Raw genomic sequence first — 20,195 nt, 5'->3', positions numbered from 1 at the left:
TGAGCGAGCTGCGACGGCGGCTGCGGCGCGCGGTTCAGCGCCCGTCGCGGCTCGCGAGCGCGGCCTCGTAGAGCTCGCGCTTGCCGAGGCCGGTCTCAGCGGCGACGAGCGAGGCGGCGTCCTTCAGTCGGGTGCCCGATGCCGCGAGGCCGAGCACCCGTTCGAGCGCGGCATCGGCGTCGACCACGACGTCGCCCGCTCCCCCGACGACGATGACGATCTCGCCGCGCACGCCGTCGGCCGCCCAGGCCGCGAGCTCGCCGAGCGGGCCGCGGCGCACCTCCTCATGGAGCTTCGTGAGTTCTCGGCACACGGCCGCCGGCCGGTCGGCTCCGAAGGCCTCCGCGAGCGCTTCGAGGCTCGCGGCGACCCGCGACGGGCCCTCGAAGAAGACGAGTGTGCGCCGGTCGCCCGCGAGCTCCGCGAGCCGGCGGCCGCGCTCGCCGGCCTTGCGGGGCAGGAAGCCCTCGAACGCGAACCGATCGGTGGGCAGCCCCGAGACGGCGAGTGCCGTGACCACGGCCGAAGGCCCGGGGATCACCGTGACGACGACACCGGCGGCGGCGGCCGCGGCCACGAGCGGGAAGCCGGGGTCGGAGACGGTCGGCATACCGGCGTCGCTCAGCACGAGGAGATCGTCGTCGCGGGCGAGCTCCACGAGTTCGGCCGCCTTCTGCCGCTCGTTGTGCTCGTGCAGGGCGATGAGGCGCGGCCGGTTGTCGATGCCGAGCGCCGCGAGCAGGCGCTGGGTCACGCGGGTGTCCTCCGAGGCGATCACGGTCGCCGTCCCGAGCGCCTCGCGCAGTCGCGTCGACGCATCGCCGAGATTGCCGATGGGGGTCGCCGCGAGGATGATCATGGGTTCCAGTCTGTCCTAGGGTTGGGCGCATGAGTGTCGACGAGACGGTGGAACCCCAGGGGTCCCGACTCGACGACGCCGACGAGGCCGTCGTCGAGCCGCGTGGATCGCGGCTCGACGAGTGGTGGGCCGCCGCGACCGCGACGCCGCGTCGTCGCGCACTCTGGACGTGGGGCGGCCCCCTCCTCGTCACGCTCGTCGCCGCAGTGCTGCGCTTCTGGGGGCTCGGCCACCCGCACCAGATCGTCTTCGACGAGACCTACTACGTGAAGGACGCCTGGACCCTCTGGCACAACGGCTACGAGTCGAGCTGGCCCGACGGCGCCGACGCCGATTTCGCCCGCGGCGACCCGAACGTCTACCTCGACGACCCCGCGTACGTCGTGCATCCGCCGCTCGGCAAGTGGCTCATCGGGCTCGGCATGGCCGCGTTCGGCGCGGGCGACGCGTTCTGGTGGCGCGCGACGACGGCGCTGGCCGGCACGATCGCGGTCTTCCTCCTGACGATGGTGGCGCGGCGGCTCTTCGCCTCGACCTCGCTCGCGGTGGTCGCAGGCCTCCTCTTCGCGATCGACGGCAACGCGATCGTGATGTCGCGCGTCGCGCTGCTCGACAACTGGGTCATGCTCTTCTGCCTGCTCGGGTTCTGGTTCGTCCTGATCGATCGCGAGCATGCGGAGCGGGCGCTCGACCGCCGGCTGGCGGCCGAGTGGGGCGCCGGTCGGGATCCGCATTTCGGCCCCGCGCTGTGGGCGAGGCCATGGGTCGTCGCCGCGGGCGCCGCGTTCGGGGCCGCGACGGCGGTGAAGTGGTCGGGACTCTGGTTCCTCGCGGCCTTCGGCGTCTACCTGGTGGTCGTCGACGCCCTCGCCCGCCGCCGTGCTGGCGTACCGTTCTGGGCGAGCGCGGCGCTGCTCAAGCAGGCGCCCGTCACGTTCGTGCTGCTCGTGCCGGTCGCAATGGTCGTCTACTTCGCGTCGTGGACCGGCTGGCTCACGACCGACGGCGGCTACTACCGGCACTGGGCCGACGAGGAGGGCAACGCGTGGACCGGCGCGCTCGCCTGGGTGCCGAAGGCGCTGCAGAGCCTCTGGCACTACCATTCCTCGGCCTACCAGTACCACGTCGGCGTGCACAGCGAGCACCCCTGGCAGTCGAATCCGTTGACGTGGCTCTTCATGATCCGACCGACCAACATGTACTACGACGACGCGAACGGGCAGGTCTCGTCGATCATCGAGGTCGGCAACCCGCTCATCTGGTGGGCGGCGGCGCTCGCCGCGTTCTACCTCGTCTACCGCTTCGCACGGTACCGCGAGTGGCAGGCGGCCGCGATCCTCGTCGGTCTCGCCGCCGGCTACCTGCCGTGGCTCATGTACCTGAACCGCACGGTGTTCCAGTTCTACTCGATCGCGTTCGAGCCCTTCCTCGTGCTCGCGCTCGTCTACGTCATCGGCATCGTCGCGGGCAGGCCGACCGACCCGCGCTGGCGCCGGCAGGGAGGGCTCTGGACGGTCGGGGTCTACCTCGTCGTCGTGATCGCCGTGTCGGCGTTCTTCCTGCCGATCTGGACGGGGATACCGCTCACGCCCATCGTGCGGCAGCTGCACTTCTGGCTGCCGAGCTGGGGCTGAGCGAACTCAGGCCTGCTGAGCCGCGAGCCGCAGCTCGAGCTGGTCGAGCACGAGGTCGAGGCCGTAGCCGAACTCGTCGCCGAAGTCGTAGTCGTGCCCGAGGACCATCTGCTCGAGCATCTCGGCGAGGTACGGGTACTCGTCGGCGGGCAGTTCGAGCCCTTCGGCGAAGGCGTCGGCGCCGACGTCGGGAGTGAACGGCAGGTTGAGCTCGGTGAGCACGAAGCCGTAGATGTAGGCGTCGAGCACCGAGTAGGCGTGTGCGGCGAGCGCGAGGTCGAAGCCGTCGCGCCGCAGCACTCCGAGCACGCGGTCGTGGTGCCGCATGACGGCCGGTCCGGGATCCGACCGCGACTCGAGGAGGCCGAGCGCCCAGGAGTGCTTCTTGAGCACGGCGCGCATGGTGTCGGCGCGGGCGGTCATCGCGGCGCGCCACGGCGTGCCGATCTCGAGCAGCGGAATCTCGTCGAACGCCGCGTCGGCGAGGAGATCGAGGAGTTCCTCCTTGCCGGAGACGTGGTGGTAGAGCGACATCGCCTCGGCGCCGAGTGCCTTGCCGACGCTGCGCATGCTGACGGCCGCGAGGCCGCCGCCGTCGGCGACCTGCATCGCGGCGGCGATGATGCGCTCGCGGCTGAGCGGGGTGCGCTGGGCCATGCCGACTCCATTCTCGGGCGATGCTTGCATCCTTACGACTGTAAGGCTATCGTGATCGACACAGGGACTTACAGGTGTAAGGGAGCAACATGCGTGCAGGAGTGGTCGATCGGTACGGTCCGCCGTCGGTCGTACGGGTCGACACGGTGCCCGATCCCGTCGCGGGCCGCGGCGAGGCGCTCGTGCGCGTCATGGCGGCGACCGTCAACTCGGGCGACGCCCGCATCCGCGGCGCCCGGTTCCCGCGCGGCTTCGCCCTGCCGGGCAGGCTCGCACTCGGGGTGAACGGCCCGCGCGCCAGGGTGCTCGGCGTGGTCTTCGCCGGGGTCGTCGAGACGATCGGTGGTGATGCCACGGGCGGCGCCCCGCACGCGGGCGGCATCGCCTCAGCGGCATCCGGGTTCGCCGTCGGCGACCGCGTCTGCGGCATGACGGGCGCGCGCATGGGCGCGCACGCCGAACTCGTCGCGGTCCCCGCCTCGCGGCTCGCGCGCATCCCCGACGGGGTGTCGTTCGACGACGCGGCCGGGGTGCTGTTCGGCGGCGCGACGGCGCTGCACTACCTGCGCGACAAGGCCGCGGTGCGGCCGGGCGAGCACGTGCTCGTCGTCGGAGCCTCGGGCGCGGTCGGCACGAACGCCGTGCAACTCGCGAAGCACTTCGGGGCGAGGGTCACGGCCGTCACGAGCGCACCGAACGCCGAACTGGTCACCGCGCTCGGCGCCGACCGGGTCGTCGACTACCGCGCGACGCCGCTCGAGTCGCTCGAGTCACGCGGCGAGCGCTTCGACGTCGTGTTCGACACGGTGGGCGTGCTGAGCCCGGCGACCGGGCGACCGCTCCTCGCCGAGGGCGGGCGACTGCTGCTCGCCGTCGCGAGCCTCGGCGAGATGATCACCGCCCACGGTCCGGTGAAGACGGGCACCTCACCCGAGCGACCCGAGGACTTCTCGACCCTGCTCGACCTCGTCGAGGCGGACGCACTGCGGGTCGTCATCGACGAGACGATGCCGCTCGACCGCCTCGCCGAGGCGCACGCCCGCGTCGACTCGGGCCGCAAGGTCGGCAACCTCGTGCTGCATCCGCAGGAGGCCGCGGGCGCGGGCGCGGCGGCCGGGTCGGCCGAGGCGGCGGCTTGACCATGGACCCGACCCGTGTCATCCTCGCCGGCGGCTGGACCTCGCTCATGCTGGTCTACCTGCTCGGCGACGTGCTGCGCATCTTCGCCGGTGATGCCGAGCCGGGCAGGATCGGCGACAGGGCGGCCGCGAGCTGGATGTGGGTGCTGGCCGCACTCATCATGCTCGTGCCGATCGCGATGATCACGATCTCGCTCATGGTGCCGGCGACCCCGCTCAAGTGGATCACCGTCATCGTCTCGGCCGCGCTCGTGCTGTTCAACCTCGCAGCGCTGCCCTACAAGGGCCTCTACGACAACGTGCTCATCGTCGTGGGCTTCGGGTTCAACGCGCTCCTCATCTGGGTCGCGCTCGCCTGGCACCCGGCCCAGGAGGCGTGAGCACCCGGCGCATCGCTAGTGGCCGGCGCCGCCGTCGACGAACTTGAGCCCGATGACGCAGCCGACGAGGCCGGCGATGAGGGCGAGCTTCAGCCACGAGACATCCGAATCGCCCGTGATCATCGCCCAGACGACCGTGAGTGCCGCGCCGATGCCGACCCAGACCGCGTAGGCGGTACCGGTCGAGATGTCTCGCATGGCCCACGCGAGCCCGCCCATGGAGAGGGCGAGGGCGCCGAAGAAGATCACGCTCGGCCAGAGCTTCGTGAAGCCCTCGCTCTTGCCGAGTGCGGTGGCCCAGACGGCTTCGAGCACGCCCGAGACGATGAGGATGACCCATGCCATGACTGTTCACTCCCGACCAGATCGACATCGAGAAGGATGTCGCGTGCCAGTCGTCGTGTCCGGGTACTGGGTGCCCTCGTCCGGTGGCCGCCGGGGTGGGCGACCTGATCACAGGATAGCGAACCGGCCTGATCAACCCCTGTGCACCCTGTCCCGACCGACCCCCTCCGCCGACGGGTGCACGGGGCGGATGCGAGGCATCCGTTGCCGTAGGTTACGCCGCGGGCGCGAGGCCGACGCCGGGTGCGCGTAGCGTTCTCGGCATGGCAGACCGCGAATACGGCTTCAAGACCCGCGCCATCCACGCGGGCAACATCCCCGACCAGGTGACGGGCGCCCGCGCGCTGCCGATCTACCAGACGAGTGCGTTCGTCTTCGACGACACCGCCGACGCCGCGGCACGGTTCGCCCTCCAGAAGTACGGCAACATCTACTCACGCCTCGCGAACCCGACGGTCGCGAGCTTCGAGGAGCGCATCGCGAGCCTCGAGGGCGGCCTGGGCGCCGTCGCGACCGCCTCCGGACTCGCCGCGCAGTACATCACCTTCGCATCGCTCGCGGGAGCCGGCGACCACATCGTCGCCTCCGCGCAGCTCTACGGCGGCTCGATCACCCAACTCGACGTGACGCTGCGCCGCTTCGGCATCGAGACGACCTTCGTCGCCGGTTCCGACGCCGACGACTACGCCGCGGCCATCCGCGAGAACACGAAGGCCCTCTTCGTCGAGACGATCGCGAACCCCTCGGGCGAGATCGCCGACCTCGAGGCGCTCGCCGACGTCGCCCACGCCCACGGCATCCCGTTCATCGTCGACTCGACGATCGCGACCCCGTACCTCAACCGCCCGATCGAATGGGGCGCCGACATCGTCACCCACTCGGCGACCAAGTTCCTCGGCGGGCACGGCACGACCCTCGGCGGCGTCGTGGTCGAGTCAGGCCGGTTCCACTGGCACTCGGAGAAGTTCCCGCTGTTCGGCCAGCCGGTGCCGAGCTACGGCGGCCTCGAGTGGTCGGGCAACTTCGGCGAGTACGCCTTCTTGACGCGCCTCCGCGCCGAGCAGCTGCGCGACATCGGCCCGACGCTCGCGCCGCACTCGGCGTTCCTCCTCGCGCAGGGCGTCGAGACGTTGCCGTACCGCATCCAGGCGCACGTCGACAATGCCCGCGCCGTCGCCCGGTGGCTCGCCGAGGACCCGCGGGTCGAGCGCGTGTTCTGGGCGGGCCTCGAGGGCCACCCGCACCACGACCGCGCGAAGAAGTACCTGCCGCAGGGCCCCGGCTCGGTGTTCAGCTTCGAGGTGAAGGGCGGCCGGCAGGTGGGCCAGGCGCTCATCGAGAACGTGAACCTCGCGTCGCACCTCGCGAACATCGGCGACGCGAAGACGCTCATCATCCACCCGGCGTCGACCACGCACGCCCAGCTCACCGAGCAGCAGCTCGTCGACGCGGGCGTGCTGCCCGGCGTCGTGCGGCTCTCGATCGGCATCGAGGACGTCGACGACATCATCTACGATCTCGACCAGGCGCTCGCCGCCGCGACAGGAGGCACGCGATGACCGACACCATCACCGGGCAGGCGACGCAGACGGATGCCTCGGCGGCGGCCGAGCTCGAGACCGTGCGCCTCGTCAACGGCCTGAGCTGCGACCTGCCCGCCGACTCGCCGCTCGCGAAGCTGCTGCGCTCGCAGCGCACGTGGACGGGTCCCGACGCGAAGGCTCGCCTGCGCATCCTCGACGCGGCGAAGTCGGTCGCGATCGTCGGCGCCTCGCCGAAGCCGCAGCGCTCGAGCTACTTCGTGGGCACGTACCTGCAGCAGTCGAGCGACTACCGCCTCTACTTCGTGAACCCGATGGAGACCGAGATCCTCGGCCAGCCGGCGTACGCGAGCCTCACGGACCTGCCCGAGGTGCCCGACGTCGTCGTCGTGTTCCGCCGGGGCAGCGACATCCCGAAGGTCGTCGACGAGGTCGTCGCGGCCGGTGCGAAGACCATCTGGGTGCAGCTCGGCATCTGGAACGAGGAGGCCGCGTACTACGGCGAGGAGCAGGGGCTCACCGTCGTCATGGACCGCTGCATCAAGGTGGAGCACGCCCGCTTCCACGGAGGCCTCCACCTGCTCGGATTCGACACGGGTCAGATCACGTCGCGCAAGACCGTGCGCTGACGTGCTCCCGTCGAGCGGATGCCTCGGTGGAGGCATCCGCTCGAACCGCGCCCCGATACGCTGGACCGATGCCCCGCGACCTCGATTTCTCGACCGACCCCGCCCGGCTCGACCGCGAACGCGTGCACCGCTGGCTCTCCGAGCACGCCTACTGGGCGCTCGGCCGACCTCGCGAGACGCAGGATGCGGCGATCGACGGGTCGATGAACTTCGGCGTGTACGACCGCGACTCGGGCGGGCAGCTGGCCTACGCCCGCGTCGTCACCGACGGCGTCACCTTCGCCTGGCTCTGCGATGTCATCGTCGACCCCGAGAGCCGCGGCGAGCGCCTCGGCGTCTCGCTGATGGAGTACGTGCTCGCGACGCTCGACCCGCTGCGCCTGAAGCGCGTGGTGCTCATCACGGGCGACGCCCACGGCCTCTACGAGAAGTTCGGGTTCGCGCCGATCGACCGAGCGGCGGACTGGATGTCGCGGGTCGGGCCCGACCCGATCGTCTGAGCGGGGGCGACCCGGCCACGCTCCCGACCGACCGCGGCAGGGGCGCCGCTTCGCTGCCGTCAGGCGGCGTCGCGTCCATAGGCGAGCATCCGGAAGCCCGACCCACCACCGGGGCGGCGGCGCACGAAGCGGTCACGCGGCGTCGCGTCCACAGGCGAGCATCCGGAACCCCGACCCACCACCGGGGCGGCGGCGCACGAAGCGGTCACGCGGCGTCGCGTCCATAGGCGAGCATCTGGAAGCCCGACCCGTCTGGGCGCACGAAGCGGTACTCGCGCTCGTGCAGGCGGGCGAACCCGAGCCGGTCGTAGAGCCGCTGCGCGTCGAGCATGTCGGGGCCGGTGTTGAGCACCACCCGGTCCATCCCGCGGATGCGCGCGAGTCGCAGCACGTGCCGCACGAGCGTCTCGCCGATGCCGCGCCGCCGGGCACCCGGTGCGACGCCGAGGAAGCGGAAGTCGAGCTCGCCGGCCCGCGCGACCGGCGACATCGTCGCGCCTGCTCGCGGCGTCGACGCCGTGCCGAGGAGCTCGCCGGTCGCCGAGTCGACGGCGACCCACACCCGATGGTCGCGCGCACGCTCGGCCACGGCGACGATGTCGGCGCGATACCCCGCGTTCAGCTCGAAGTCGGCGGCGTACGCCGACTCGACGAGCCGGGCGACGTGATCGGCCTCGCCGTCCCGCATCGATCGCACCACGACGTCGTCGCGCTGCTGAAGCGGGTATCGGTACACGACCGAGTCGACGTCGGCCCCGACCGCCGCGTCGCGCTCGGGCGCGCGCTCGAAGCCGAGTCGTTCGTAGAGCGCCTGGGCCCTGGTGTTGCGGCTGCCCGTGTCGAGCACGAGCGCCGACGCACCCCACTCGAGCGCCGCCTCGAGGCTCGCCCGCGTGAGCGCGGCGCCGAGTCCGCCGCCCTGCACGGCTGGGTCGACGGAGATGAGGCGCACCTCGGCCTCGCCGGGCCGGGCGACCCGCGAGTAGCGAGTGCCGGCGCGCAGCACGCTCGCCGTGCCGACGACGCCGCTTTGGGCGTCGAGCGCGACGAGCACGGCGCCGTCGGCGGCACGCCCCGCCGTGTCGGCCTCGAACGCGGCGCGCTCGGCGCCTTTCGGCAGGTGACCGTACGGCCCTGCGGCGAAGGCGCGCCCGATCAGGGCGGCCTCGGCGGCGGACTCCTCGGCGCGGATCGGACGGATGGTCGGGGATGCGGGCGGGGTTCCGGCGGCGTTCGACATCGTCATCCAGCCTAGGCCCGCCCGCCGGCGCGGCGGCCTGGCGACGGTCGCCGCCGGTAGGCTCGACGCGTGCTGACCGACCGCCGCGACCTCCGCGTCGCGCTGCTCGGCCCGGTCCTCGTCGAGGGTCGGTCGGGCGAGCAGATCGAGCCCGCGGGCGCGCTCGCGAAGGCGCTGTTCGCCGCGCTCGCGGGGGTCGACGGGCGTGCCTCGGGTCGCACGCACGGGCTCGAGGCGATCTCCGACGACCTGTGGGGCGACGACCGGCCCGAGAACGAGCGGGCGGCACTGCAGTCGCTCGTGTCACGGGTGCGCACAACGAGCGCGACCGGGCTCATCGCGTCGCGCCCCGGCGGGTACGCGCTCGACGTGACCCCGGCGCAGACCGATCTCGGACTCGCCGGCGAACTCGGCGGGCGCGCCGCGGAGCTCGCCCGTGGCGGCGACCACCGCGCCGCGATCGGCGTGCTCGACGAGGCCCTCGCCCTCTGGCGCGGCGAGCCGGGGCTCGACCTCGGCCAGGCGCCGATCGGCGCCGAGCTCGCCGACCGTGCGTCGTCGCGTCGCATCGGATTGCTCGAGTTCCGTGCGCGCTGCCTGCTCGACGCCGGTGACGCCGAAGCGGCGATCACCGCCCTCGCTCCGCTCGCGGCGGCCAGCCCGCTCGACGAGCGACTGCACACCTCGCTCATCGCCGCGCTCGCGAGCGCCGGCCGGCGCACCGAGGCGCTCGCTACCTTCGCGCGCGTGCGAGCGACGCTGCGCGACGAGCTCGGGGTCTCGCCCGGCCCCGAACTCGTCGAGCTCAACGCGCGACTGCTCGCCGATCCCGACACGGGCATCGCGCCCGTGGTCGGCGTCGACCCGGTCGCGGACGTCCGGCCCGGGGCATCCGTCACGATCGAGCTGACGCGACCGACGGCCGATGAGGTCCCGTCGCCCGCGGAGACGGCCGATTCCCCCCGACTCCCCGAAGAACCCACCCGGATCGGCCTGCGCGCCGCCCCGAACCGGCTCATCGGCCGCGACGACGACCTGCCGGCGATCCTCGCACTGCTCGACCGGCACCGGCTGGTCACCATCCTCGGCGCAGGCGGGCTCGGAAAGACCCGGCTCGCCCAGGCGGTCGCGGCGCGAGCCGACGCGCCGGCGGTGGTGGTCGCCGAGCTCGCGGGCGTCCGCGACGACGACGACGTCGAGCTCGCGCTCGGCTCGGCGCTCGGCCTCAGGGAGGCCCGTGCCTCGAGGCTCTCCGACGCCGCGAGCCGGCCCGACCTTCGTCAGCGCATCGAGGCGCGCCTCGCCGACACGCCGACCCTGCTCGTGCTCGACAACTGCGAGCAGGTCGTCGACGGCGTCGCCGCCTGCACGGACGAGCTGCTGTCAGCGGTGCCGACCCTGCGCGTGCTCGCGACGAGCCGGAGCCCGATCGCGATCGGCGCCGAGCAGGTGTATCCGCTCGAACCGCTGCCGGCGCGCGTCGGCGACGAAGCCGGGCCCGGCTCGCAGCTCTTCATCGAACGGGCGCTCGCCGTGCGCCCCGATGCCGCCCTCCCCCTCGACGTGGTCGAGCGGCTGTGCGCGCGCCTCGACGGCCTGCCGCTCGCGATCGAGCTCGCCGCGGCGCGCACCCGCGGCATGACCGTCGCCGAGATCGAGGCCCGCCTCGACAATCGTTTCGCATTGCTCGCCGGGCGCGACCGCAGCGCGCCGCCCCGTCAGCGCACCCTCGAGGCCGTCATCGAGTGGAGCTGGGCGCTGCTCACCCCCGACGAGCAACGCGGGCTCGTCCGGCTCTCGACCTTCGCCGACGGCTTCGGGATCGAGGCGGCACAGGAGGTGCTCGGCCCGGGCGCGATCGACGTGCTCGTGGGTCTCGTCGACCAGTCGCTGCTCACCGTGCGCGACGACCGGCTGACGGGTGCCACCCGGTACCGCATGCTCGAGACGGTGCGCGAGTTCGGCCAGCTCCGACTCGCGCAGGCCGGCGAGCTCGCCGACGTGCACGATGCGATGGCCCGGTGGGCCGAGCGGCTCGCCGACGTGCACTTCGTCGGCGGCGGCTCGACGCAGCTCCACGACCTGCGGGTGCTGCGCCTCGAGGAGGAGAACCTCGTCGAGATCCTGCGCCGAGCCAACGCCGAGCGTCGCGTGCCGACCGCGCTGCGGCTCTACGCCGCGCTCGGCTACCTCTGGAACGTGCGCAGCGCGCACGAGGAGGTGCTCGTGTTCGGTGAGGCGATGCTCGAGGCGACCCGCCACGGCGCGCACGAACGCGACCTCGCGGTGCCGGCGATGATCTCGGCGGTGTTCGCAGCCGGCACGTCGCTCGCCTACGGTGCACCGGCCGCGACGCGCGCGCTCGCACGGCTCCGCTCGCATCTCGCCGATCGCTGGCCGCTGCCCGAATGGCTGGCCGCGGTCGCGCGGGTCATCGGCGCGCGCGACCTCGACGCCGCGCTCGCCGACCTCGTGGTCATGTCCGAATCCGCCGACGAGGCGACGGCGCTCATCGGCGCACTGCTGCGCTGCCAGTTCGATGAGAACGCCGGCGAACCCGCACTCGCCATCGAGCACGCCCAGCGCGCGCACCGGCTCGCGCGGCGCCTCGGCGACGGATGGGCCGAGTCGATGAGCTCGATGATGATGGCGCAGCTCGCCAGCCAGTCGGGCGACCCCGAGCGCGCGTTGCACTGGTCGGCGGTCGCGGTCGACGGCCTCGCCGCCCTCGACGCGGAGCCAGACCTGCTCCAGCTCGAGTGGATGCGCGCGGGAAACCTGCTCTCGGCGGGCCGGTTCGACGAGGTGCGCCCGCTGCTCGACGAACTCGCGGCGAGCGAGCGTCGCACGGCCGACGGCCTCGCGCTCGCAACGGTCGCCGAGCTCGGCCGCGCCGAGCTCGCACGGGCGGATCGCCGCATGGCCGACGCCCGTCGCCACGGTCGGGCGGCCGCCGACTCGTTCGGCGTCCACGAGCGGTCGACCCCGTGGTACCTGATGGTGCTCGCCGATCTCCTCTCCGCGGCGGTGTTCGACGAGCGCGACGCCGACGACGCCGACCGGTGGGCCGCCCGCATCCGGTACCGCACGATCGCGCTCCACCGCGCGTGGCCGGCGTTCACCGACAAGCCCGTGCTCGGCACGGCGGCGCTCGGCTGGTCGGCGTGGGCGATGCGCCGACCGCACCTGCGGGGTCGCGCGCTCGAGCTGCTCGCCCTCGCCGAGCGGATGCACCCCCGGCAGGACCTTCCCGCGCTCAGACTCGAGCCGCACCTCGCGGCCGCCGAGCGCATCGCCGGCGCCGCCGCCCTCGAGCGGGCGCGCGCCGACGTCGCCGACCTCACCCAGCCCGAGCGCGCGGAACGGGCGCTGCGATTGCTCGCAGCGCCCGTCGCGCCCGGTTCGGTCGGCTCGGCCTGACGGTCACCCCCGGCGGGGCGCCGACCCGACGGCCGTCGCCCGCACCGAGGCATCCGCACCGGTCTACGCCTTGCGCATGTACGCGCGCACCGTGAGCGGGGCGAAGATCGCGACCACGACCGCGGCGCCGACGAGCGTCGCCAGCAGGTCGCCCGTGACCTCGGTGCCCATCGTGATGCCGCGCGCGGCGGTCACGAGGTGCGAGACCGGGTTGACGTTCACGAACCACTGCAGCCAGTCGGGCATCGTGTCGGCCTGCACGAACGCGTTCGAGAGGAACGTCAGCGGGAACAGGATGAGGAACGAGATGCCCTGCACCGAACCGGCCGATCGCGCGATCACGCCGAAGAAGGCGAAGATCCAGCTGAGCGACCATGCTGCGACGATCACGACGAGGCTCGCCGTCACGACGCTGCCGATGCCGGCCTCGGGCCGGTAGCCCATGACGTACCCCGCGACGAAGGTGAGCACGGTCGCGATGCCGTAGCGCACCGTGTCGGCGAGCAGCGCGCCGGCGAGCGGTGCGACGCGCGCGATCGGCAGCGAGCGGAACCGGTCGAACACGCCCTTGTCCATGTCCTCCCGCAGCTGCACGCCCGTGACGACCGACGTCGTGATGACGGTCTGCACGAGGATGCCGGGCAGCAGGAACGGCAGGTACGTCATCGCATCGCCGGCGATCGCGCCGCCGAAGATGTAGGTGAACATGACGGTGAACAGGATCGGCTGCACGGTGACGTCGATGAGCTGCTCGGGCGTGCGCTTGATCTTCAGGAGACCCCGCCAGGCCATGCTGAACGAGTTGCGCACCGTCTGGCCGAAGCCGACGTGGTTCTTGAGCGTGCGGGCGGCGCCCGGCACGATGGTCGCGGTGGTCATGCGCGGCTTCCTTCGAGTTCGAGATCGGATGCTTCGTCGCCGGCCCCTTCGGGCTCGGCGCTGTGGCCGGTGAGCGTGAGGAACACCTCGTCGAGCGTGGGCTTCTGCACGCTGAGCTCGGCGAGGTGGATGCCCGCGTCGCGGAACGTGACGAGGAGCTCGGCGACGCGATCCGCGTCCTGCATGGGGGCGGTGAGGCGGGCGGCCTCGGGGCTCGCGGTGGCGTGCACGCCGAGCACGCGCTCGATCGCCGCCTGGGCGTCGCCGAGGTCGCGCGGGTCGATGAGCCGCAGTTGCAGGCTCGACTCGCCGACCGAGGCCTTGAGCTCGTCGCCCGTGCCCTCGGCGACCACGCGGCCGCGGTCGATCACCGCGATGCGATCGGCGAGCTGGTCCGCCTCGTCGAGGTACTGGGTCGTGAGCAGGACCGTCGAACCGGTCGCGACGAGTCGTCGGATCGTCTCCCACATCTGCGCGCGGGTGCGCGGGTCGAGGCCGGTCGTCGGCTCGTCGAGGAAGATGAGCGGCGGCTGTGCGATGAGGCTCGCCGCGAGGTCGAGCCGACGGCGCATGCCGCCCGAGAACTGCTTGAGCGGCCGCTTGGCGGCCTCGGTGAGCCCGAACTCCTCGAGGAGCTCACCGGCCTTGCGCTTCGCGTCGCGCCGGCCGAGGCCGAGCAGGCGCGAGAAGAGCACGAGGTTCTCGGTCGCCGAGAGCGTCTCGTCGACCGAGGCGTACTGCCCGGTGACGCCGATGAGCTGGCGCACGACCTGCGCCTCCCGCTGCACGTCGTGGCCGAAGACGCGGGCCGTGCCGGCGTCGGGGCGCAGCAGCGTCGCGAGCATCGAGATCGTGGTGGTCTTGCCGGCCCCGTTCGGGCCGAGCACGCCGTAGACGGTGCCGGTGGCGACCCGCAGGTCGACCCCGTCGACCGCGCGGTGCTCGCCGAAGGTCTTCACGAGGCCGTCGGCCTCGATCGCCCAGTCTCCCCGGGCTCGGGTGTTGGTGATGTCCATGCACGCCATGCTTCCGCCGCGCGCTCGCAGCGCGCTGTCGCGGTGCTGTCGGCGCACTGTCGCGGTGCCGTCGGTGCGCCGTCGCCGCGTGGTCGCGGATACTGCCGCGGATGTGCGCGAGATCGGCGGTCGACGCACGATTCTTCGAACCGCAGCGGCATCCGTGCGCGCCGTGCGACGTACCCTTGAGGGGTGACAGCGTTCGTCTCCGCCCTCGATCTGTTCTCGATCGGGATCGGCCCCTCGAGTTCGCACACCGTCGGCCCCATGCGGGCGGCTCGCATGTTCGTCGAGTCGCTCGATGCCCGCGGTGTGCTCGGCGACGTCACGCGCGTGTCGTGCTCGCTCTACGGCTCGCTCGGCGCGACCGGCCTCGGGCACGGCACGCCCGACGCCGTCGTCGCCGGCCTCGCCGGCCTCGAGCCGCACGACTGCGACCCCGCCGACGTGCGCGACGCGTGGACCCGCCTCGCCGACGCGGGCGACACCGGCGCCGAGATCCGCCTCCTCGGCGCGCACCCCGTGCGGCTGCGCCAGAGCGACATCTCCCTCGAGCCGCGCACGCGCCTGCCCGGGCACCCCAATGCCATGACGCTCCAGGCGTTCGGCGAAGGGCCGCTGCCCATCGCCGAGGAGACCTACTACTCCGTCGGCGGCGGCTTCATCCGCCGCGACGGCGACCCCGCCGCCGAGGCCGAGGCCCTGCGCCATCCGCTCCCCTACTCCAACGCCGCCGAACTGCTCGCCCTCTGCGACGAGCACGGCGTCTCGTTCTGCGACGTCGCCAGGCACAACGAGATCGCCGTGCACGGCGAGGCCGGCATCGACGCAGGGCTCGACGCCATCTGGGACGCGATGGCCGAGTGCGTCGAGCACGGCCTCGAGACCGAGGGCACGCTGCCCGGCGGCCTCCGCGTCAAGCGGCGCGCACCCGACGTGCGCCGGCGCCTGGAGGCCTACGACCGCGACGAGATCGAGTCGACGGCGCACCGCGACACGTCGACCGAGTGGCTGCACGCCTTCGCACTCGCCGTCAACGAGGAGAACGCCTCCGGAGGCCGGGTGGTGACCGCGCCGACGAACGGCGCGGCCGGCATCCTGCCCGCCGTCGGCCACTACTACCTGCGCTTCGTGCCGGGCGCCGACCGGGCGGGCATCCGCCGGTTCCTGCTGACCGCGTCGGCGATCGCGAGCCTCGTCAAGAAGAACGCGTCGATCTCGGGCGCCGAGGGCGGCTGCCAGGCCGAGGTCGGCTCAGCGTGCGCGATGGCGGCGGGTGCGCTCTGCGCCGTGCTCGGCGGCACCCCCCAGCAGATCGAGAACGCGGCCGAGATCGCGATGGAGCACCACCTGGGCCTCACGTGCGACCCGGTCGCCGGACTCGTCCAGGTGCCCTGCATCGAGCGCAACGCGATCGCCGCATCGACCGCGGTCTCGGCGGCCCGGCTCGCGCTGCACGGCGACGGCACGCACCTCGTCTCGCTCGACACGGTCATCGAGACGATGCGCCAGACGGGCCTCGACATGATGACGAAGTACAAGGAGACGAGCGAGGGCGGCCTCGCCGTCAACGTCATCGAGTGCTGACCTGCGTGTCCCCCACTCGGGGACCCTCCCGGACCCGACGCGTTTCTGCCATGGTGGCCCCATGGAAAGCGACCCGACGATCGATCCGAACTTCTTCCTCGGCGCCGGCCTCATCGGCCTCATCATCGGCGTGGTGATCTACCTCGCCGTGCTCGCCCTGATGCTGTGGATCGGCTACCTCATCATCAAGGCCGCGGTGCGCAACGGCCTCCGCGAGCACACGCTCTGGCTCGAGAGCCGGCGCGGACCGCTCCGCTGAGCCGCCGCCGGCTCGTGCACCGCGCGGCCGCAGCCGTTCGCGCGGCACGCGCGTCGCCGTGCTACGCCTCGTGACGGCCTGTTGCGGTCCGGCCGCGCCGGCCGGCAGCGGCGCCTAGCGTGGCCGGCATGACTCTCGACGCGACCTCGGATCCGCTCACCGTGCCCGGCCCGCTCGTCTCGACCGGCTGGGTGGCCGAACACCACGACGACGAACGACTCGTCGTCGTCGACGCGACGGTGCTCGGCGTCGACGCGGCGACGGGATTCCACTGGCTGAGCGGGCTCGACGATCACCTCATCGCCGGGCACCTGCCCGGCGCCGTCTTCGCCGACCTGCTCGAGGAGTTCTCTGACCCGGGCAGCCCGTTCGCGTTCACCCGCCCCGACCTCGACCGCCTCACCGAGGCCGCACGCGGCCTCGGCATCGACGACGGCACCGCGGTCGCCGTGTACGACGCGTCGATCGGCCATTGGGCCGCCCGCCTCTGGTGGCTGCTCCGCTCGGCCGGCTTCGCGAACGTCGCCGTGATCGACGGCGGCTTCGAGCGGTGGCGGGCCGAGGGCCGCGAGGTCGAGACGGGGTACCGCGAGCCGCGCGCCGCCGGCCCGCTGCGCCTCACGGCGCAGCCCGGCTACTGGGCCGACCGCGAGGAGGTGCGCCGCATCGTCGCGGGCGACGAGCGCTCCGCCCTCGTCTGCGCCCTGCCACGGGGCGACTTCCGCGGCGAGACCGGCAAGCGTGCGCGGCGGGGCCACATCCCGGGCAGCGTCAACGTGCCCGTGGGCTCGCTCGTCGACCGCGAGACGCGCGTCGCGCTCCACGGGGACGCCCTCGCCGAACGTCTCGCCCCGGCGGTCGACGCGGCCGACGCCGCGACGGGCCGGTTCGTCGTCTACTGCGGTGCGGGCATCGCCGCAGCGGGCACCGCGCTCGCGCTCCGGCGATCCGGCCATCCCGACGTCGCCGTCTACGACGGGTCGCTCGACGAGTGGCTCGCCGACCCCGAGGCGCCGCTCGTCGCCCTCACCTGACCCGATGTCCCGGTCGCGACCGGCGAGGGGCGACGAGCGCCGCACCGCCGTGCGCCTCAGCAGGCGCAGGTGATGCCGGCCGCCTCGGCGGCCGTCACCGGTGAACCGGCGAGCCCCGCCGAAGCGACGTTCGTGAGCGGGTCGGGCACCCGCTGCGCGAGCCCCTCGTCGGTCTCGTAGGCGAAGCCCTCGCGCACCCAGTACTCGAACCCGCCGATCATCTCCTTCACCGGATGGCCGAGCCGGGCGAACTCGAGCGCCGCTCGCGTCGCCCCGTTGCACGCCGGCCCCCAGCAGTAGACGACGACCGGAACGCCGGAGGGCACGAGCGCCGCCGCCTCCCCCGCGATGCGGCGACCCGGCAGGTGCACCGCGCCGGGCACCCGCCCCTGCGCCCACGCGGCCTCGTTGCGGGTGTCGACGAGCACGAAGCCCGGCGCGCCAGCGGCGAGCTCGGCGGCGACGTCCGAGACATCCGTCTCGAACGCGAGTCGGCCCTCGAAGTGACGGATCGCGGACTCGGAATCGGCCGCGGTCCGGAAGATCGAGGAGGTCGTGATCGTGTCGGTCATGCGCCCAGACTGGCAGGCCCAGCGCCGTCGGCGGGACGGAAATCGCGCCAACGCGGCGCGACTTCCCGCCAACCGCTCGCGGGTGCTCAGGCTCCGGCGAAGAAGGCGGTCGCAGCGGCGCCGAGCGCCGCGAGGTCGTCGACGTGCGCGAGCTCCCGGGCCGAGTGCATCGACAGCAGCGGCACGCCCACGTCGACCGTGCGGATGCCGAGACGGGTCGCCGAGAGCGGACCGATCGTCGATCCGCACGGGATCGCGTTGTTCGACACGAACCGCTGCACGGGCACGCCCGCGGCACGGCACACGCCGGCCCAGAGCGCACCGCCGAGCGCATCGCTCGCGTAGCGCTGGTTCGCGTTGAGCTTCAGCAGCGGACCGCCACCGAGCACCGGGCGGTTCGCCGGGTCGTGACGGTCGGCGTAGTTGGGGTGCACGGCGTGTCCCGCGTCCGACGAGACGATCCAGCTCGCCGCGTGGGCGCGTCGGCGTTCGTCGTCGGAGGCGCCGAGGCCCGAGGCGATGCGGGAGAGCACGTCCTCCAGGAACGGCCCGCTCGCGCCCGAGCGCGACTCCGAGCCGAGCTCCTCGTGGTCGAAGGCGGCGAGCACGCTCACGTGCTCCGCGTCGGACGGCGCCCGCAGGAGCGCGACGAGCCCGGCGTGCACCGAGGTCAGGTTGTCCATGCGGCCCGAGGCGAACAGCTCGCCCGAGCGGCCGAAGCGGGTCGGCGCGGCCGTGTCGGCGACGAGCACGTCGTGCCCGACGATCGCCGCGCCGGGCACGCCCGCCAACGCGGCGAGCTCGTCGAGCAGGTCGGCGTCGTCACCGGTGCCGACCCCCCAGACCGGCTGCGTATGGCGCTGCTTGTCGAGCAGGAGGCCCTTGGAGTTCACCTCGCGGTCGAGGTGGATCGCGAGCTGCGGGATGCGCAGCATCGGCCCCGTTCGCACGAGGTGCACGGCGCCGTCGTCGGTCGCGATGCGGCCCGCGAGCTCGAGCTCGCGGTCGAGCCAGGAGTTCAGGAGCGGCCCGCCGTAGACCTCGACCGAGGCCTGCAGCACGCCTTCGCTGACCGTCTGCCCGTTGGGCTTCAGCTTGAACGACGGCGAATCGGTGTGCGCCCCGAGGATGCGGTACGGCGTGGTCGGCACGGCGCCGTCGGGTTGCATCCACGCGATGACCGCACCGTCGCGCACGACGACGCGACGCCCGGGACCGGTGGGCCATTCGGCGGTCTCGTCGAGCCGCTCGAACCCGCCCGCCTCGAGACGGCGGGCGACCTCGGCGGCGGCGTGGTACGACGAGGGCGAGGCCTGCACGAAGTCGGCGAAGTCGGCGATGTGGGCATCGAGGTCGGGCACGGATGCGGCGGCGGCGTCAGCTGGCATGGTTCCATCCAACACCGCGAACGGGCGGCGGGCGAACCGGGCGGCCACCGGGGGCTCAGGCGAACCGCACGACCGCCTGCAGGCGCGAGCGCACCTCCATGACCTCGGTGCCGCCGAGGTGCGCCGATCCGGGCAGGCCCTCGCGCACGGCGCTCGCGAGACGCGAACGCCGGACGAGCGCGACGACGGCGCCGCGCACCGACCCGCCGAGTTCGAGCGGCTCGCCGGCGTGGTCGTCGGGCACGACGATCATGAGCGCCGTCGGCTTCGCCTTCGCTGCCCGTCCGATCGCCTTGGCCCGCGCCGCGAGCGCCTTGAACGGCCGCTCGCCCGCGAGCGCCTCGCCGACGAGTTCACCGCGCTTGAGCGCGACGGGCCCGCCCCAGTCCTCCGACTGGATCGCGAAGAGCCCCGTGGGACCGAGCACGAGGTGGTCGAGTTTCGGCGGCAGGCCGTGCCCCGCGGCATCCGTCGCGACGTCGTGCCAGATCGTGTACGCGATGCCGAGCGTCGCGAGCGCCCGGGCGCTCGCCTCCTCGGCGAGCGCGTCGGCGAGGAGGTGCCGGATGCCGCGGGGCGCACCGCGCACGAGCGCCGGGTCGTACGGATCGGGAAGCGAGGCGCCCCGCCCGACCCACTCGCGGATCGACTCGAGGTACCGCTCGCGCGAGAGCCCGCCTGGGTGGCCGTACGACCGCGCGAGCGGCCGCGAGTCGCGCCGCGGCCGGGGCGCGGCGGGCGCCCATGCCTCACGACTCGGCGCGGTGCCGACCGTGCCGCGACCGCGGTCGAACGCGGCCCGCGCCGCCGGCGTGCCGACGAGCGCCCACGCCGACTGCACCGCGTGGAACTTCGCGGGGTCGCCGCCCGTGTCGGGGTGCGCCTCGCGCAGGGCCCGGCGGTAGGCGGCGCGCAGGGTCGCCTCGTCGGCGTCGGCTGCGACGCCGAGCAGTTCATAGGGCGACGCTGACAGGGGGCTCTCGGGCATTGGCTCGCTTTCGTTGCGAGCACGAGAATACCGCGCACGAATCGGCCGGCCCTCTGAATTCGTCGGTGTCGGCGCCGTGCGCAGGTCGGCCCGGAGGAGGATGCCGCTGCTCCGATCCGCGCCGACCG

Annotated in this window: 19 protein-coding genes; 10 read left to right on the top strand and 9 right to left on the bottom strand. The window is 73.1% G+C overall.

The annotated features are described in order from the left end of the window. Nucleotides 1-34: 34 nt before the first annotated feature. Entirely contained in the window at nucleotides 35-859 is an 825-nt protein-coding gene (rsmI, locus tag LR269_RS08665) for a 16S rRNA (cytidine(1402)-2'-O)-methyltransferase (protein WP_231430330.1), read from the bottom strand. A 29-nt stretch (nucleotides 860-888) separates the two neighbouring features. On the opposite strand from rsmI, the gene LR269_RS08660 reads away from it, so the two are divergent. Continuing rightward, the gene (locus LR269_RS08660; RefSeq protein WP_231430329.1) at nucleotides 889-2,493 is read left to right on the top strand and encodes a dolichyl-phosphate-mannose--protein mannosyltransferase; all 1,605 of its coding nucleotides are present in this window, start codon (nucleotides 889-891) and stop codon (nucleotides 2,491-2,493) included. Nucleotides 2,494-2,499: 6 nt separating this feature from the next. On the opposite strand, the gene LR269_RS08655 is transcribed toward LR269_RS08660, so the two are convergent. Beyond that, nucleotides 2,500-3,150, bottom strand: coding sequence for a TetR/AcrR family transcriptional regulator (locus LR269_RS08655; protein WP_231430328.1), 651 nt, complete (start codon nucleotides 3,148-3,150; stop codon nucleotides 2,500-2,502). A gap of 89 nt (nucleotides 3,151-3,239) precedes the next feature. Between LR269_RS08655 and LR269_RS08650 the strand changes: the two genes are divergently transcribed. Beyond that, nucleotides 3,240-4,289 (top strand): NAD(P)-dependent alcohol dehydrogenase, encoded by a 1,050-nt coding sequence (locus tag LR269_RS08650; RefSeq protein ID WP_231430327.1) that lies wholly within the window; start codon nucleotides 3,240-3,242, stop codon nucleotides 4,287-4,289. Nucleotides 4,290-4,291: 2 nt separating this feature from the next. Beyond that, nucleotides 4,292-4,669 (top strand): hypothetical protein, encoded by a 378-nt coding sequence (locus LR269_RS08645; protein WP_231430326.1) that lies wholly within the window; start codon nucleotides 4,292-4,294, stop codon nucleotides 4,667-4,669. A gap of 15 nt (nucleotides 4,670-4,684) precedes the next feature. Here the strand turns inward: LR269_RS08645 and LR269_RS08640 are convergent, their stop codons facing one another. Beyond that, the gene (locus LR269_RS08640; RefSeq protein ID WP_231430325.1) at nucleotides 4,685-5,014 is read right to left on the bottom strand and encodes a multidrug efflux SMR transporter; all 330 of its coding nucleotides are present in this window, start codon (nucleotides 5,012-5,014) and stop codon (nucleotides 4,685-4,687) included. Nucleotides 5,015-5,277: 263 nt separating this feature from the next. Between LR269_RS08640 and LR269_RS08635 the strand changes: the two genes are divergently transcribed. From LR269_RS08635 to LR269_RS08625, 3 genes are all read left to right on the top strand, one after another. Then, nucleotides 5,278-6,573 carry an O-acetylhomoserine aminocarboxypropyltransferase/cysteine synthase family protein gene (locus LR269_RS08635; RefSeq protein WP_231430324.1) on the top strand — a complete coding sequence of 432 codons (1,296 nt, stop codon included), beginning with the start codon at nucleotides 5,278-5,280 and terminating at the stop codon, nucleotides 6,571-6,573. After that, nucleotides 6,570-7,184, top strand: coding sequence for a CoA-binding protein (locus LR269_RS08630; protein ID WP_231430323.1), 615 nt, complete (start codon nucleotides 6,570-6,572; stop codon nucleotides 7,182-7,184). The genes LR269_RS08635 and LR269_RS08630 overlap by 4 nt, the downstream gene beginning before the upstream one ends. Nucleotides 7,185-7,252: 68 nt before the next feature. Beyond that, nucleotides 7,253-7,684, top strand: a complete 432-nt coding sequence (locus LR269_RS08625; protein ID WP_231430322.1) for a GNAT family N-acetyltransferase — start codon at nucleotides 7,253-7,255, stop codon at nucleotides 7,682-7,684. A gap of 205 nt (nucleotides 7,685-7,889) precedes the next feature. On the opposite strand, the gene LR269_RS08620 is transcribed toward LR269_RS08625, so the two are convergent. After that, the gene (locus tag LR269_RS08620) at nucleotides 7,890-8,924 is read right to left on the bottom strand and encodes a GNAT family N-acetyltransferase (RefSeq protein WP_231430321.1); all 1,035 of its coding nucleotides are present in this window, start codon (nucleotides 8,922-8,924) and stop codon (nucleotides 7,890-7,892) included. Between the two features lie 69 nt (nucleotides 8,925-8,993). Here LR269_RS08620 and LR269_RS08615 point away from each other — a divergent pair, with 69 nt between their 5' ends. Continuing rightward, a complete protein-coding gene (locus LR269_RS08615; RefSeq protein WP_231430320.1) occupies nucleotides 8,994-12,344 on the top strand; it encodes a BTAD domain-containing putative transcriptional regulator in 3,351 nt (1,116 codons plus the stop codon). A gap of 63 nt (nucleotides 12,345-12,407) precedes the next feature. Here the strand turns inward: LR269_RS08615 and LR269_RS08610 are convergent, their stop codons facing one another. Next, complete coding sequence (locus tag LR269_RS08610) at nucleotides 12,408-13,223, bottom strand: ABC transporter permease (protein WP_231430319.1); 816 nt, start codon at nucleotides 13,221-13,223, stop codon at nucleotides 12,408-12,410. Continuing rightward, on the bottom strand, nucleotides 13,220-14,239 hold the full coding sequence (locus tag LR269_RS08605) for an ATP-binding cassette domain-containing protein (protein WP_231430318.1): 1,020 nt from the start codon (nucleotides 14,237-14,239) through the stop codon (nucleotides 13,220-13,222). Before LR269_RS08605 ends, LR269_RS08610 begins: the two co-directional genes overlap by 4 nt. 192 nt (nucleotides 14,240-14,431) lie before the next feature. On the opposite strand from LR269_RS08605, the gene LR269_RS08600 reads away from it, so the two are divergent. The 3 genes from LR269_RS08600 (at nucleotide 14,432) to LR269_RS08590 (ending at nucleotide 17,119) form a co-directional block, all read left to right on the top strand. Further along, a complete protein-coding gene (locus tag LR269_RS08600; RefSeq protein ID WP_231430317.1) occupies nucleotides 14,432-15,826 on the top strand; it encodes an L-serine ammonia-lyase in 1,395 nt (464 codons plus the stop codon). A 61-nt stretch (nucleotides 15,827-15,887) separates the two neighbouring features. Next, nucleotides 15,888-16,085 (top strand): hypothetical protein, encoded by a 198-nt coding sequence (locus LR269_RS08595; RefSeq protein ID WP_231430316.1) that lies wholly within the window; start codon nucleotides 15,888-15,890, stop codon nucleotides 16,083-16,085. A gap of 128 nt (nucleotides 16,086-16,213) precedes the next feature. Then, nucleotides 16,214-17,119: a sulfurtransferase gene (locus LR269_RS08590; RefSeq protein ID WP_231430315.1), complete on the top strand. Its 906-nt coding sequence runs from the start codon at nucleotides 16,214-16,216 to the stop codon at nucleotides 17,117-17,119. Between the two features lie 56 nt (nucleotides 17,120-17,175). Here LR269_RS08590 and LR269_RS08585 read toward each other — a convergent pair whose 3' ends face one another. The 3 genes from LR269_RS08585 to LR269_RS08575 all read right to left on the bottom strand — a co-directional run bounded on the left by LR269_RS08585 (nucleotide 17,176) and on the right by LR269_RS08575 (nucleotide 20,067). Continuing rightward, complete coding sequence (locus tag LR269_RS08585; RefSeq protein WP_231430314.1) at nucleotides 17,176-17,691, bottom strand: rhodanese-like domain-containing protein; 516 nt, start codon at nucleotides 17,689-17,691, stop codon at nucleotides 17,176-17,178. 86 nt (nucleotides 17,692-17,777) lie between these two features. Further along, nucleotides 17,778-19,079: a M18 family aminopeptidase gene (locus LR269_RS08580; RefSeq protein WP_231430313.1), complete on the bottom strand. Its 1,302-nt coding sequence runs from the start codon at nucleotides 19,077-19,079 to the stop codon at nucleotides 17,778-17,780. Nucleotides 19,080-19,134: 55 nt separating this feature from the next. Further along, the gene (locus tag LR269_RS08575) at nucleotides 19,135-20,067 is read right to left on the bottom strand and encodes a DnaJ domain-containing protein (protein ID WP_231430312.1); all 933 of its coding nucleotides are present in this window, start codon (nucleotides 20,065-20,067) and stop codon (nucleotides 19,135-19,137) included. Nucleotides 20,068-20,195: the final 128 nt, after the last annotated feature.

The organism is Agromyces sp. S2-1-8 (genome assembly GCF_021129215.1).
Lineage (GTDB): Bacteria > Actinomycetota > Actinomycetes > Actinomycetales > Microbacteriaceae > Agromyces > Agromyces chromiiresistens.
This window is presented reverse-complemented; position numbering and strand designations above follow the sequence as displayed.